This is a genomic window from Pseudomonas sp. GM80 (assembly GCF_000282515.1).
Classification (GTDB): Bacteria; Pseudomonadota; Gammaproteobacteria; order Pseudomonadales; family Pseudomonadaceae; genus Aquipseudomonas.
Window position 1 is genome coordinate 1 of record NZ_AKJD01000267.1, and the last position, 13,814, is coordinate 13,814.

General features: G+C 59.8%; 17 protein-coding genes. 8 read left to right on the plus strand and 9 right to left on the minus strand.

Annotation, left to right across the window (positions count from 1 at the left end; all coding sequences use genetic code 11):
- Positions 1 to 58: 58 nt before the first annotated feature.
- The 4 genes from PMI37_RS30535 to PMI37_RS30550 all read right to left on the minus strand — a co-directional run bounded on the left by PMI37_RS30535 (position 59) and on the right by PMI37_RS30550 (position 2,452).
- Positions 59 to 736 carry a response regulator transcription factor gene (locus tag PMI37_RS30535; protein WP_008088822.1) on the minus strand — a complete coding sequence of 226 codons (678 nt, stop codon included), beginning with the start codon at positions 734 to 736 and terminating at the stop codon, positions 59 to 61.
- 7 nt (positions 737 to 743) lie between these two features.
- Positions 744 to 1,154 (minus strand): hypothetical protein, encoded by a 411-nt coding sequence (locus PMI37_RS30540; RefSeq protein WP_008088823.1) that lies wholly within the window; start codon positions 1,152 to 1,154, stop codon positions 744 to 746.
- Positions 1,155 to 1,551: 397 nt separating this feature from the next.
- The gene (locus PMI37_RS30545) at positions 1,552 to 1,851 is read right to left on the minus strand and encodes a YciI family protein (RefSeq protein WP_007919677.1); all 300 of its coding nucleotides are present in this window, start codon (positions 1,849 to 1,851) and stop codon (positions 1,552 to 1,554) included.
- 1 nt (position 1,852) lies between these two features.
- On the minus strand, positions 1,853 to 2,452 hold the full coding sequence (locus tag PMI37_RS30550) for a septation protein A (RefSeq protein WP_008088824.1): 600 nt from the start codon (positions 2,450 to 2,452) through the stop codon (positions 1,853 to 1,855).
- 87 nt (positions 2,453 to 2,539) lie between these two features.
- On the opposite strand from PMI37_RS30550, the gene PMI37_RS30555 reads away from it, so the two are divergent.
- From PMI37_RS30555 to rluB, 6 genes are all read left to right on the plus strand, one after another.
- Positions 2,540 to 3,403, plus strand: coding sequence for a PHP domain-containing protein (locus tag PMI37_RS30555; RefSeq protein WP_008088825.1), 864 nt, complete (start codon positions 2,540 to 2,542; stop codon positions 3,401 to 3,403).
- 13 nt (positions 3,404 to 3,416) lie between these two features.
- Positions 3,417 to 4,046 carry an L-threonylcarbamoyladenylate synthase gene (locus PMI37_RS30560; protein ID WP_038363745.1) on the plus strand — a complete coding sequence of 210 codons (630 nt, stop codon included), beginning with the start codon at positions 3,417 to 3,419 and terminating at the stop codon, positions 4,044 to 4,046.
- A gap of 123 nt (positions 4,047 to 4,169) precedes the next feature.
- A complete protein-coding gene (locus PMI37_RS30565) occupies positions 4,170 to 4,868 on the plus strand; it encodes a segregation and condensation protein A (protein ID WP_171057271.1) in 699 nt (232 codons plus the stop codon).
- An 11-nt stretch (positions 4,869 to 4,879) separates the two neighbouring features.
- Positions 4,880 to 5,869, plus strand: a complete 990-nt coding sequence (scpB, locus tag PMI37_RS30570; RefSeq protein ID WP_008088828.1) for an SMC-Scp complex subunit ScpB — start codon at positions 4,880 to 4,882, stop codon at positions 5,867 to 5,869.
- A gap of 104 nt (positions 5,870 to 5,973) precedes the next feature.
- Positions 5,974 to 6,165: a DUF1289 domain-containing protein gene (locus tag PMI37_RS30575; RefSeq protein ID WP_008088829.1), complete on the plus strand. Its 192-nt coding sequence runs from the start codon at positions 5,974 to 5,976 to the stop codon at positions 6,163 to 6,165.
- Between the two features lie 154 nt (positions 6,166 to 6,319).
- The gene (rluB, locus tag PMI37_RS30580) at positions 6,320 to 7,543 is read left to right on the plus strand and encodes a 23S rRNA pseudouridine(2605) synthase RluB (protein WP_008088830.1); all 1,224 of its coding nucleotides are present in this window, start codon (positions 6,320 to 6,322) and stop codon (positions 7,541 to 7,543) included.
- Between the two features lie 232 nt (positions 7,544 to 7,775).
- On the opposite strand, the gene PMI37_RS30585 is transcribed toward rluB, so the two are convergent.
- Positions 7,776 to 8,741 carry a hypothetical protein gene (locus tag PMI37_RS30585; protein ID WP_008088831.1) on the minus strand — a complete coding sequence of 322 codons (966 nt, stop codon included), beginning with the start codon at positions 8,739 to 8,741 and terminating at the stop codon, positions 7,776 to 7,778.
- A gap of 72 nt (positions 8,742 to 8,813) precedes the next feature.
- The gene (locus tag PMI37_RS32105) at positions 8,814 to 8,951 is read right to left on the minus strand and encodes a hypothetical protein (RefSeq protein WP_003222780.1); all 138 of its coding nucleotides are present in this window, start codon (positions 8,949 to 8,951) and stop codon (positions 8,814 to 8,816) included.
- Positions 8,952 to 9,844: 893 nt separating this feature from the next.
- Here PMI37_RS32105 and PMI37_RS30595 point away from each other — a divergent pair.
- Together PMI37_RS30595 and arfB are read left to right on the plus strand one after the other, a co-directional pair.
- On the plus strand, positions 9,845 to 11,257 hold the full coding sequence (locus tag PMI37_RS30595) for an amino acid permease (protein ID WP_008088839.1): 1,413 nt from the start codon (positions 9,845 to 9,847) through the stop codon (positions 11,255 to 11,257).
- 189 nt (positions 11,258 to 11,446) lie between these two features.
- Positions 11,447 to 11,860 carry an alternative ribosome rescue aminoacyl-tRNA hydrolase ArfB gene (arfB, locus tag PMI37_RS30600; protein WP_007920134.1) on the plus strand — a complete coding sequence of 138 codons (414 nt, stop codon included), beginning with the start codon at positions 11,447 to 11,449 and terminating at the stop codon, positions 11,858 to 11,860.
- Here arfB and PMI37_RS30605 read toward each other — a convergent pair.
- The 3 genes from PMI37_RS30605 to PMI37_RS32400 form a co-directional block, all read right to left on the minus strand.
- Entirely contained in the window at positions 11,857 to 13,044 is a 1,188-nt protein-coding gene (locus tag PMI37_RS30605) for an MFS transporter (protein WP_177323350.1), read from the minus strand. The two genes, arfB and PMI37_RS30605, sit on opposite strands and share 4 nt — an antisense overlap.
- A gap of 114 nt (positions 13,045 to 13,158) precedes the next feature.
- On the minus strand, positions 13,159 to 13,377 hold the full coding sequence (locus PMI37_RS30610) for a hypothetical protein (RefSeq protein ID WP_008088843.1): 219 nt from the start codon (positions 13,375 to 13,377) through the stop codon (positions 13,159 to 13,161).
- A 35-nt stretch (positions 13,378 to 13,412) separates the two neighbouring features.
- Complete coding sequence (locus PMI37_RS32400) at positions 13,413 to 13,544, minus strand: hypothetical protein (RefSeq protein WP_008088845.1); 132 nt, start codon at positions 13,542 to 13,544, stop codon at positions 13,413 to 13,415.
- Between the last annotated feature and the right edge of the window lie 270 nt (positions 13,545 to 13,814).

Genomic DNA, 13,814 nt, shown 5'->3' on the forward strand with positions numbered 1-13,814 from the left:
TTCGGCAGCTCCTACAGGTGGAGGCGTCGGTTACCGTTGGCCGGGGGATGTGTGCGGTTCAGAGGCTGTAGTAGTAACCGCGGCTGCGCAGGGCGACGATGCGTGGGCGGCCATCCGGGTGCGGGCCGATCTTTTTGCGCAGGTTGCTGACGTGCATGTCGAGGCTGCGGTCATACAGGGTCAGCTTGCGGCCGAGGGCGAGCTGCGCCAGTTCCTGCTTGTCCAGCGGCTCACCCGGCTGTTTGAGCAGCGCTTCGAGCAGGCGGCTTTCGGACACGGTGAGGGTCAGTTCTTTCTCGTCGATGCTGACCACGCCGCGCACCGGGCTGAAGCTCAGGTCGCCCAGTTCCAGCTGCGTCGACACGGCGGCCGGGTGACTGCGGCGCAACACGGCGCGCAGGCGAGCGGTCAGCTCGCGCGGGTCGCACGGTTTGGCCAGATAATCATCGGCGCCGAGCTCCAGGCCGAGGATACGGTCCAGCGGCTCGCCACGGGCCGAGAGCATCAGCACCGGCAGGTCGGCGTGGTCGCTGCGCAATTGCTTGAGCAACTCCAGACCGCTGCCGTCGGGCAGCATCACGTCCAGCACTACCGCCGCCGGCGCGGTTTCGGCCAACGCCTTGCGGGCGCTCTGGCCATCGTGGCAGGCGCGCACCTGGAAGCCTTCCTGGCTCAACCAGCTACTCAGGAGTTCACACAACTCCTGGTCATCATCAATCAATAACAGCTCGCTCATGACTCACTCAATTTAGCCATTGCCGACGTTTTCGGCTTGCTCCACTGGCAAAGATACCGCAGAGCAGCGCCAATAGCGCTACTCCGGCTCCGGTGACGAACCACTGCTGCTGATCGGTCAGCAAGCGCGGCAGCGGGCTGGCCTGGGCTTCCTTGAGTTGCAGCTTGAGGCGCTGGTTCTCTTGGCGCAGTCGGGCGAGCTGAGCGCTTTCGCGTGCAGTGTCGGCACTTTGCAGTTGTTTACTCAACTCTTCCCGCTGCTGCTCGCTCGCTTTGAGGCGCTGTTGCAGCTCGGTGATCTGGCTGCCGGCGCTTAACGACAATGGCGTGGAGCTGCCGCCTTCGGTGGTTTCCTCACCATGGGCGGGCGCCATGATCGACAACGTCACCAACATCAGACACAACGGACCCTTGCGCATCGCGACACCTGCTTCCAAATGGATATTGGGCAGGTTGTCGGCAGGCAAACGAGAATAATGAGCGATTGAGATGGGTGAGAGGCGAGAAGGTTCAGTGCGCGGGAGGTGATGTTGGTGGCTGATGGGATTTTTGTGGCAGATGAGAGTTTTGTGGCAGGTGGGTATTTTTGGACAGATGACTATTTGAGCCAAATGAGTATTTGTGGCGAGGGGATTTATCCCCGTTGGACTGCGTAGCAGTCCTGAAATGGGAGCATGCGGTGTGTCAGGCACACCGCATTGGATGGCATTGGGGCGGCTTCGCCACCCAACGGGGATAAATCCCCTCGCCACAGAAATCCCCTCACCACAGGAATCCCCTTTGTCACAGTAATCCTGTAAGGCCCTGTCTTCAGCCTTAAGGCAGGACTTGTTTGAATGGTTTGACGACCACATTGGCATACACGCCAGCGGCGATGTACGGATCAGCATCAGCCCACGCTTGAGCAGCGCTCAGGGAATCGAACTCGGCGACGATCAGGCTGCCGGTGAAACCCGCTGCGCCCGGGTCATTGCTGTCGACGGCCGGGTGCGGGCCGGCCAATACGATGCGGCCTTCGCCCTTGAGCGCTTGCAGGCGTTCCAGATGCGCAGGGCGCGCGGCCAGGCGTGCTTCCAGTGAGTTGGCGACGTCGGTGGCAATGATTGCGTAGAGCATGTCAGTCCTCGGTTTTTGGTGTTGTTGTGGTATCGGCATCGTGCAGGTGGCGCGACAGGTAAATGCCCTGTGCGACCAGGAACAATACGGTCATGCCCAGGCTGCCGAACACCTTGAAGTCCACCCAGTAGCTTTGAAAGGTGAAGGCGACGAACAGGTTCGCGGCGCCGCAGAACAGGAAGAAAACGATCCAGGCGATGTTCAGGCGGGTCCAGACCGGATCCGGCAGGGTCAGCGCGTGGCCCATGATGCGTTTGATCAGCAGGCGGTCACCGATGAAGTGGCTGCCGATGAACGCGAGGGCGAACAGCCAGTTGACCACCGGCGCTTTCCATTTCAGGAAGGTCTCGCTGTGGAAGGCCAGCGTCAGGCTGCCAAACACCAGACAGGCGATCAAGGTCAGCCATTGGCTCTTTTCCAGCTTGCGCTGTTTGATGAAAAGCGCGCCGTACACCACCAGAGAGCTGATGATCAACATCGCGGTGGCGCTGTAAATACCGCCTACAGTGACTTCATGGCCAGCGATGTCGACGACCCGTGGATCAAGTTTGTAAACGATGAAGAACAGCAGAAGCGGGATGAAATCGATGAATTGTTTCACAGTGAGAGCCAGAAGCTGGATGTGGCGGCATAATAACAAACATATGGGCGCGCGATAGCGCCAGCTGATTTGAGGTTACAACTCCCCGTGAATGTTGATTTGCACTGCCATAGCACGGCCTCCGATGGCGCCCTGGCGCCTGCGGTTCTGGTTGCGCGTGCGTTCGAAAACGGCGTGCGAGTCCTGTCGTTGACCGACCACGACACCCTCGAAGGCCTCGCCGAAGCGCGTGTGGCTGCCAATGAGTTGGGCATGCAACTGGTCAACGGCGTCGAATTGTCCTGCACCTGGGGCGGCGCGACCATCCATGTGTTGGGCTACGGATTCGACGTCAACGCCGCGCCGTTGGTCGAGGCCATCGCCAAATTGCACGATGGCCGCTGGCTGCGGTCGGAAGAAATAAGCCGCAAGCTCGCCCTCAAGGGCATGCCCGGGGCCCTCGACGGCGCGCGGAAAATCCAGCAGGAGCTGGGCGACAGCGGCAACGCCCCGGCCCGTCCGCATTTCGCCGACTGGATGGTACGTGAAGGTTTCGTCAAGGATCGCGCCGAGGCATTCCGCAAATGGCTCGGCGCCGGCAAGCTGGGCGACGTCAAGCTGCACTGGCCGACGCTGGAAGACACCGTCGGCACGCTGCGCGCCGCCAATGCCTGGGTCAGCCTGGCGCATCCGTGGCACTACGATTTCACCCGCAGCAAGCGCCGAAAGCTGATTGCCGACTATATTCAAGCAGGCGGGCATGCAATCGAGGTGGTCAATGGCCACCAGCCTGCGGAACAGGTGGGCAGCCTGGCAATCCTTGCCCGTGAGTTCGGTCTGCTGGTCAGTGCCGGCAGTGACTTCCATGGCCCTGGCGGCTGGTCCGAGATCGGCCAGTACCGGCCGGTTCCCGAGGACCTTCCACCCCTGTGGTGTCGGTTCAAACATGACACAGATATTGCCGCCGTCTGAACAGGTAGAGAATGTGAGTCAATTTTTCCAGATCCATCCGGAAAACCCACAAGCGCGCCTGATAAAACAGGCGGTCGAGATCATCCGCAAGGGCGGAGTGGTGGTTTATCCCACGGACTCTTCCTACGCCATCGGCTGCCAGATCGGCGACAAGACCGCCATCGAACGCGTGCGACGCCTGCGCCAGCTCGATGAAAAGCACAACTTCGCGCTGATCTGCAGCGACCTGTCGCAACTGGGCAATTACGCCAAGATCGACACCGGCACCTTCCGCATTCTCAAGGCGCACCTGCCGGGGCCTTACACCTTTATTCTCAACGCCACCCGCGAAGTGCCGCGCCTGCTGCTGCATCCGAAGAAGCGCACCATCGGCCTGCGCGTGCCCAGCCATCCGATCGCGCTGGCGCTGCTGGCCGAACTCGGCGAGCCGCTGATGAGCGTGACCCTGATCATGCCCGGCGATGAAGATCCGCTCAGCGATCCTTACGAAATGCGCCAATTGCTCGAACACCAGGTGGACTTGATCGTTGACGGCGGTTTTGGCGGCATCAAAGCCTCCACCGTGATCGACCTGACCGGCGACGACCCGGAAGTGGTCCGCGTCGGTTGCGGCGATCCGACGCCGTTCATGGTCGAGGCCTGAATGTCCGCAGTGGAAACCGTTGTCGATCCCCAGGCCGATGCCCAGCAAGAACTGCCGTTTGCCATGGTCTATGGCCAGGCGGTCATGGAAATGCCGCTGGACCTTTACATCCCGCCGGATGCCCTGGAAGTCTTCCTCGAAGCCTTTGAAGGCCCGCTCGACCTGTTGCTGTACCTGATCCGCAAACAGAACATCAACATACTCGACATCCCGGTGGCGGAAATCACCCGTCAGTACATGGGCTACGTCGAGTTGATGCAGTCGGTGCGCCTGGAACTCGCCGCCGAGTATCTGGTGATGGCCGCGATGCTCGCCGAGATCAAGTCGCGCATGCTCCTGCCGCGTGCTGAAACGGTCGAAGACGAAGAAGACGACCCGCGCGCCGAACTGATCCGCCGCTTGCAGGAATACGAGCGCTTCAAAGCTGCCGCTGAAGGTATCGACAACCTCAGCCGTGTCGGCCGCGATGTGGTCGTGCCCAAGCTCGACGCCCCGGAAGCCCGGGCGCGCAAGCTGCTGCCGGACGTGGCGCTGGAAGAGATTTTGATGTGCATGGCCGAAGTGCTGCGCCGTGGCGACATGTTTGAAAGCCACCAGGTCAGCCGCGAGGCACTGTCCACCCGTGAGCGCATGAGCGATGTGCTGGAACGGCTCAAGGGCGGCGGTTTTGTGCCGTTTGTCGAGCTGTTCACCGCCGAAGAAGGGCGACTGGGTGTGGTGGTGACCTTTATGGCGATCCTTGAACTGGTCAAGGAATCCTTGGTCGAGCTGGTGCAGAATGAGCCGTTCGCCGCGATCCACGTGCGAGCCCGAGCCGAATAACGAGTCGAAACATGAACCTGACTGAACCCCGCGAGCTGGCGCCCCTGCTTGAAGCCTTTCTGTTGGCCTCGGGAAAGCCGCAATCCCTTGAGCGTCTTTTTGAACTGTTCGAAGAAGGCGAACGGCCTGAGCCTGCAGTCTTCAAGAAAGCCCTGACCCTGCTGGGCAAGTCCTGCGAGGGCCGTGCGTTCGAGCTCAAGGAAGTCTCGTCCGGTTATCGCTTGCAGATCCGCGAGAAGTTTTCGCCGTGGGTTGGCCGCCTCTGGGAGGAACGCCCGCAGCGTTATTCCCGAGCCTTGCTGGAAACCATCGCGCTGATCGCCTATCGCCAGCCGATCACCCGTGGCGAGATCGAAGACGTGCGCGGTGTGGCGGTGAACAGCAACATCGTCAAAACCTTGCTGGAGCGTGAGTGGATTCGTGTCGTCGGCTACCGCGACGTGCCGGGTAAACCGGCGATGTTTGCCACCACCAAGATGTTTCTCGATCACTTCAACCTGAAGAACCTCGAAGACCTGCCGCCACTCGCCGAACTGCGCGAAATGGAAACCGATCCGGTGCTCGATTTCGACGACGCGCCGGTGCCGCAGAGTCTGCAGGAACTGGCCGACGCCAGCGCCGAGCCGGAGGAAGAGAAGGAAGAAACCAGTTTCCACACCTTGCTGCTGGAGCTGGACAGCATGGAGGAGGGCATCAAGACCGACTTCGACGATTTGCTGCGGGATGCGGCGGATGGTGAGGCGTCGACGGTTGAAGCAGAAGTTGAGTCTGAGCCTGAGCCACAGATCGCCGAGCCAACCATCGAAGTTGAACTCGAAGCTGTGCCCGAAGCCGAACCGGAAGAGGACATTCTCGGCGTCGCCGAAGCCCGCGAAAAGCTCTTGGCCGCCGTCGCCGCCCTCGAACAACCCGCGCCCGAACCCGAGCTGAGCGAAGAAGAAGCCGAAGCCCGCGCATTGGCCGAAGCCATCGAAGCCGAACGCCGCGAATTCGAAGACTGAGGGGCGCCGAAAGGATCGCAGCCTTCGGCAGCTCCTACAGGGGCCGCATTCCAATGTAGGAGCTGCCGCAGGCTGCGATCTTTTGATCTCCCAAAGGTACCCAAATGAGTTCGACAAAAGACCCGTGCATCAGCGTCTGCAAATTCACCGACGACATCTGCCTCGGCTGTGGCCGCAGCAAACGCGAAATCAAAGCCTGGAAGAAACTCGACAAGGACGACAAGCGCACGGTGCTCGCCGAAGCCGCGTTGCGCCTGATCAAACTCGGCAACGCCGGCCGGCGGAAAAAGAAATAACTGTCCATTGATCAGCTAGTCTCTGATGCGCGATGGCGCACATCCGCGTATGATTCGCGACCCTTCGCCGATCCCTTCGGCCGAGAACCCAGATTTCAATGCTTCAGGCGCCCAATTCAGAGCGCCTGAACAGACCACACCGGGAGGTGCCCAGATGAGTGACATCAATCAGAAAGACGACCAGGAAATCGGCCCAGCAGGCGAAAAACTGCAGAAAGTCCTCGCCCGTATCGGCGTCGGCTCGCGCCGTGACGTGGAATCCTGGATCAGCCAGGGCCGGATCAAGGTCAATGGCAAAGACGCCACCCTCGGTCTGCGCGTCGATCTGCACGACGCCATCACCATTGATGGCAAGGTGATCAAGCGCGAAGAGGCAGCCGAATCGGTACGCCGCGTGATCATGTACAACAAACCCGATGGCGAGATCTGCACCCGTGACGATCCGGAAGGCCGTCCGACCGTGTTCGACAAGCTGCCGCGTCCGAAGGAAGGCCGCTGGATCAACATCGGTCGTCTCGACATCAACACCACCGGTTTGCTGATGTTCACCACCGACGGTGAACTGGCCAACCGCCTGATGCACCCGTCCTACGAGATGGACCGTGAATACGCGGTGCGTGTACGCGGTGAAGTCGACGACGAAATGATCGAACGTCTGAAAGCTGGCGTGGTGCTGGAAGACGGCCCGGCCAAGTTCACCGACATCAAGCAGGCTCCGGGTGGTGAAGGCTTCAACCACTGGTACCACTGCGTGGTGATGGAAGGCCGTAACCGTGAGGTTCGTCGTCTGTGGGAATCGCAAGGTCTGGTGGTCAGCCGTCTGAAGCGCGTGCGTTTCGGTCCGGTGTTCCTCAACTCCGACCTGCCGATGGGCCGCTGGCGCGAAATGAGCCAGTACGAAGTCGACATCCTCAGTGCTGAAGTCGGCCTGACGCCAGTGGCGATGCCGCAACTGAACGCCAAGAGCAAAGACAAGCTTGAGCGTATGCAGCGCAAATCGTCGCGTCCGATGGGCAAGACCGAGCGCGTACGCACGCTGCGTCCAGCCGCTGGCGCGCCGACCGGCCCACGCCCAAGCCGCGAGCCGCAGATCGAAGGCGAGCGTCCAGGTCGCAAGCCAGTTGCCGCCCGTGACGGCGAGCGCGCTCCGCGTCCGGCCAACGGTCGCACTGAACGTGGCGAGCGCGGTGCTCCGGCCGGTCGCGGTACGCCAGTGGCGGATCGTCCAGCGGACACTACCAACAAGCGTCCGGCCAAGCCTGCGCCGAAGCGTCCGGGCATCAAGCTGGTTGACGGCGACAAGCCGTCGGGCAAGCGTCGTGGTGCTCCGGCAGGTTCGGGTCAGCGTCCGGGGTTTGGTCGCAAGAAGCCGGAATAAGGCAGTTGTGAGCTTCTAGCGGCAAGCTTCAAGCTCAAGCAAAAACGCCAACCTCAGGGTTGGCGTTTTTTTTTGTCTGACGAAAGTGTTGTGGTGGCTGGGCCGGGCCCATCGCGGGCAAGCCCGCTCCCACAGGGTTTTCTGTCGTTCACAGAGTTTGTGTGTACCCATGAAACCTGTGGGAGCGGGCTTGCCCGCGATGAGGCCGGAAGCAGTCCCGTCAATTCCAGCCTTAAAAGACAAAGCGGCCATCAAACACAGGTTTGTCATCCAGCGCCAAAACACCGCCCGAGAAGATCAGGTCCAGGTGATGGCTGCCCTTGGCCCCGCCGCCCAGCCCAAGGTGCAACCCACAATGGCGCTCTTCAAACCCGGCATTGCGCGCATACAAATCCTTCACGCCTTCATTGGTGCCGATCCCCAATTCCTCGATGCGCCGGTTCGACGGATTCGCATCAAGGTACTTGTTGAAATCATGCTCCAGCCCCGGCACATCCGTGGCGATGCGGCTGATGGTCGAGTTCTCGATCCATAACTCCAGCGGTGATTCGAGTACGCCATATTTGCGCGCAAACGGAATGGTGCTGAGGAACGTACCCTTGAATTTCACATGGCCATTGATCGCTTCACTGTGCGTGGCGATTTCGCCGGGCGCCAGGTCGAAGTTGCCGACGCCGTTGATGTCGGTCCATTTCTTGATGCTGCTCAGCGGCGTTTCAAACCATGAGCCTTCGTCGTCCTTGAAACTCAGCGTGGTCGCGTGGGACATGCGCTGAATCAAATGGCTGTTCAATCCGGCAATCCGCTGCGGCGTGACACTGAAGGTGTCGTAGAAATAATCACCGTAATCCTTGAACAGCAGCGACTTCTTCCAGTTTTCCGCCATCACGCTTTGCAGCGCACGGACAAACTCCGGGCCGTCAGGGCGTGGATGGGGCAGGGTGGAAGAGTCGTAGAAGAAAATGTACAGATCGCTGTCGGTAATCGCCGAAGTCAGCGCTGCGGTGCTTTCCAGATCCAGGCGTCGAGCGCTGAACTGGAAGCGTGGATGATCACCGGCCTGTTCGGCGATGGCGCCGGTCAGTGCCTGGTAATCCTCCGTGTGGCCGAGCAAAACCCGCGCCGAATCGAGGCCGGCGAGGGCTGGGTGATGTTCGAGGTAGTAAAGGAAATGCGAGATCGCGCGGGGCTTATCCATGAGTCCTCCCTGACTGACCGAGAAGAAAAGCGGCAGGCACGACCGGCCGGATCGTGCCTGCCCGGGGATGTCTTACAGAGGCCACATCGCCGTGCCGAACGGAACCACCGCGTCGGCTTGCATCATTTCCACGGCGGCTTCGTGGGTCGGTGCTTCAAACCATTCGTCCAGTTGCAGTTCGGTATCCAAGTCTTTTTCCAGTGCTTGCATGGTCGATCTCCCAGATGGTTTTTTCACGGTTGTGACTGGCCGGTCAGTTGTCCGGCGAGACGTGAAGAACCTAGTTGAGGGTTTTTTGTTATGCAAAAAATTATTTATTTAATTTTTAAATAGACTTTTTATTCCGTTTTTCTGGGGTGGTTTTCTCATTTAAAAACAGAAAACTATCCGAGCCTTTGGATGCGCACGACAGCCACCGTCAATTTGCAGACGTCCTACAGATATTTCTGAATTGGCAATATTGCGTTACGCATCGTAAAGAAATATTTACGGAAAGTGCGCTAAACCCCAGTGGAACCATCCTTGATCCGGCGCTGTAAGGAAAAGCTGCCGCAAGCCCGCCGTTCGGCCACCGTGCGCGGCTCTGGCGCGCTTGTTTCAGCGACGTTTGCAGGGTGAGATGCGCCCCATGCCTGCCGTGCAGGTGCATAACAAGAAGGAGGCGCAATGAACGCCGTGACTGATCTCCACTTCTCTCCGTGGGACGGTTTTTTCCTCGTCCTCGTCGATGGCCCGCAAAGGCCTGACTCAATTTTTGCAGCCGCTCGGACCTCCCGAGGCGGACACACGCAATCCCGGCAACCGCCACGCTGATCCAGCGGGGTCTGGCAGCAGGGGGTTAGCGGTGTACAATGCGCCGCGTTTTAACTGTGACCCTCTGCGTAATCGCGCAACCTCAAGGCCATCCGCCTTGTTCACTCCGCCGCGCCACAAGCGTGTCGGGTTCGATTTCGTCACAGATAAAAACAAACAGGTGACGCATGACCGTTGTAAATAAGCTGAACTCCTGGTGCCTGCGCTGGGGTTTGATCGGGGCTGCTTGAAATCGCAACCTTGCAGCAACGTCTACTGAACATCATCAAACCTTGCGTGAGACCTTTTTCATGAGTGGACAACCCTCGCAATCAGGCGAGCTGAAACGCGGCCTGAAAAATCGCCACATTCAACTGATCGCCCTCGGTGGCGCGATCGGTACCGGATTGTTCCTCGGCTCGGCCGGGGTACTGAAATCCGCCGGCCCGTCGATGATCCTCGGCTACGCCATCTGCGGCTTCATCGCCTTCATGATCATGCGCCAGCTCGGTGAGATGATCGTCGAAGAGCCGGTGGCCGGTTCCTTCAGCCATTTTGCGCACAAATACTGGGGCGGCTTTGCCGGTTTCCTCTCGGGCTGGAACTGCTGGATTCTGTACATTCTGGTGGGCATGTCGGAGCTGACGGCGGTCGGCAAGTACATTCACTACTGGGCGCCGGACATTCCGACCTGGGCGTCTGCAGCAGCCTTCTTCGTGCTGATCAACGCAATCAACCTGGCCAACGTCAAAGTCTTCGGTGAAGCCGAATTCTGGTTCGCGATCATCAAGGTCGTGGCAATCGTCGGCATGATTGCGCTCGGCAGCTACCTGCTGGTCAGCGGCAACGGCGGCCCGCAAGCTTCGGTAACCAACCTGTGGTCGCACGGCGGGTTCTTCCCCAACGGCGTCAGCGGTCTGGTGATGGCCATGGCGATCATCATGTTCTCCTTCGGCGGTCTGGAAATGCTCGGTTTCACCGCAGCGGAAGCCGACAAGCCGAAAACCGTGATCCCGAAAGCGATCAATCAGGTCATCTACCGCATCCTGATTTTCTACATCGGCGCGCTGGTCATCCTGCTGTCGCTGACCCCTTGGGACAGCCTGCTGGAAACCCTTAACGCGTCCGGCGATTCCTACAGCGGCAGCCCGTTCGTGCAAGTGTTCTCGATGCTCGGCAGCAGCACCGCCGCGCACATCCTCAACTTCGTGGTACTGACTGCGGCATTGTCGGTGTACAACAGCGGCACTTACTGCAACAGCCGCATGTTGCTGGGCATGGCCGAGCAGGGCGATGCGCCGAAAGGTCTGGCGAAGATCGACAAGCGTGGTGTGCCGGTGCGTTCGATTCTGGCCTCGGCAGCGGTGACCGTGATTGCCGTGTTGCTGAACTACCTGATCCCGCACAGTGCGCTGGAACTGCTGATGTCGCTGGTGGTTGCGACCCTGGTGATCAACTGGGCGATGATCAGCTTCTCGCACTTCAAGTTCCGTCAACACATGAACAAGACGAAGCAGACGCCGCTGTTCAAGGCGCTGTGGTACCCGTACGGCAACTATGTCTGCCTGGCGTTCGTGGTGTTCATCCTTGGCGTGATGCTGTTGATCCCGGGGATTCAGATCTCGGTGTACGCGATTCCGGTGTGGGTCGTGTTCATGTGGGTTTGCTACGTGATCAAGAACAAGCGCAGTGCGCAAACTGCGTTGCCTGCGACCGCCAAGTAAGCGCGCGCGCAGAAACGACAAACCCGGCCAAAGTGCCGGGTTTTTCATTTCTGCACATTTCCCTGTAGGAGCTGCCGAAGGCTGCGTTCTTTTGATCTTGCTTGTTAAAAGATCAAAAGATCGCAGCCTGCGGCAGCTCCTACAGGGTTCATGGCGTATCCTGTGCGCTCTGAATACGGACGCTTTTCCATGCTGGTGATTTCCAACAACGTGCATCTGCCGGATGCCGAGATCGAATTGACCGCCATCCGCGCGCAAGGCGCCGGCGGGCAGAACGTCAACAAGGTCTCCAGCGCCATGCACCTGCGCTTCGATATTCCGGCCTCGTCGTTGCCCGAGTTTTACAAGGAGCGCTTGCTGGCGCTGCGCGACAGTCGCATCACCAGCGATGGCGTGTTGATCATCAAGGCCCAGCAATACCGTACGCAGGAAGCCAACCGTGCCGATGCGCTGGAGCGCCTGGTCGAACTGATCCTGAGCGCCACCAAAGTCGAAAAGAAACGCCGCCCGACCAAGCCGACCCTTGGTTCAAAGAAGCGTCGGCTCGAATCGAAAACCAAGCGCGGCAGCATCAAGGCCGGGCGCGGCAAGGTGGATTTCTAGTCTTCGCGATACTTCGCGGTGTGCTTGTACAGATAGACGCTCAGGGCCAATCCGCTTAGCGAGGCGAGGGCGGCGAAGAGGAAGATCGAGGCAAAGCCGAATCCTGCGGCAATCGCCCCGGCCAGTGGGCCGGTGATCCCCAGCGACAAATCGATGAACAGCGAATAAGCACCGACCGCGGCACCACGGCTGGAGGCCGGTACCAGATTCACCGCCTCTACACCCAGCGCCGGGAATACCAGCGAGAAGCCGAAACCGCTCAGTGCCGCACCGGCCAGCGCCCAGTGTGCATCGGGGGCCAGCCACAACAGCAGCAGGCCGAGGGTTTCCACCGACAGGCAGGCAATCGCCACGCGGAAGCCGCCGAGGCGGTTGATCAAGTTGCCGAACAGCAGTCGCGCACCGATGAAGCTGGCGCCGAACAGGCTCAGGCACAGCACGGCGTTGTCCCAATGCTGGGTGGCGTAATACAGGGTGATGAAGGTGGCGATGGTGCCGAAACCGATCGAGCCCAGCGCCAGACCGCAGCCGTGGGGAAATACTTTACCGAGCACATGCATGAATGGCAGACGTTCACCGGCGACAATCGGTGCGGCGGTTTTCGGCCACGCCAGCAGCAAACCAATGATCGCCAGCAAGATGATGCTGACGCCCATGCTCCACAACCCCAGTTTGTCGACCAGCCAGACACCGAACGGTGCACCGATCGCGAGGGCGCCGTAACTGGCGATACCGTTCCAGGAAATCACCTTGGCGGTGTTCGCTGCGCCAACCCGGCCGATGCCCCAACCAATTGAACCGGAACCGACCAGACTTTCGGCGCTGCCCAGCACCAGTCGACCGATCAATAAACTGATCAGGCTGAGCATCGGCATGTTCGGTGTCCACGCCGAAATCAGCATGAATACGCCGCTCAAGCCGCATCCGGCCAAACCAATCATCACTGCACGTTTGCTGCCCTTGTTGTCGATGATCTTGCCGGCATACGGGCGGCTGAGCAGGGTGGCGAGGTATTGCACGCTGATCACCAGGCCGGCGATCACCGCACCGAAACCGAGGTCGCTGTGCACGTAACCCGGCAACACCGCCAGCGGAATGCCGATGTTCAGGTAACCGATGAAGGTGAAGAGGACGATGGAAACGACTTGCAGCGTGACCGCCAGGGGACGCTGGGGTTCGGACATAGAGGACGACATGGGTAACGATCCACGGGGGCGGCAGATTAGATAGGCTGCTTATGATACCGGCGCGGACGCGTCTGGGGCGGGAAAAGTAAAACTATTTGCCGGGTGGCGGCTTCAGGATTTGTCCGGGGCAACCAGTTGCGTGGTGACCAGGGCGGCCAGGGCGTTTTCTTCGCTGCCGAAACGGGCGAGCAGGGCGGCGCGTTTTTCCGGGGAGAGGCGGTTCCAGATCTCGATCATCTTCTCGGTGGCGCCGATCAGTACGGCAGCTTGGCTTTCAGAGAATTCGTCGGTCATGGCGGGCTCGGGGTTCAGGCAGTGTGGAAAGCGCATGTTAGCGCTTTCCACACGGTCTGTACGACGGGGTCTTACTCTTCGTTGTCGGCCGGACGGCTTTCAACGGCTTCTTTCGGCTCGGGCTGTTGGGCGCCGGCTTGTTGCGTGGTCGTCTGCTCAGGTACGTGCAGGCTTGGGAAGGGGAGATTAGGAATCTCGTGCATGGTTGCGCTCCTCGCTAAGTCTGTTGATAGATCTGGTAGATCCGCGCTTTTACAAAGCCTGCGCAGGATACAGCAGGAAAAATGACAATCAGACTTTTAATTGAAAATAATGCGACAGATGGCCGCAGGGGAGCAAAAACCGGAAGTCACCGCAAAACAAATGTTGATCGTTCCCACGCTCTGCGTGGGAACGCCTCAATGGACGCTCTGCGTCCGCTGTTGGGGCGCAGAGCGTCCCGGGCTGCGTTCCCACGCGGAGCGTGGGAACGA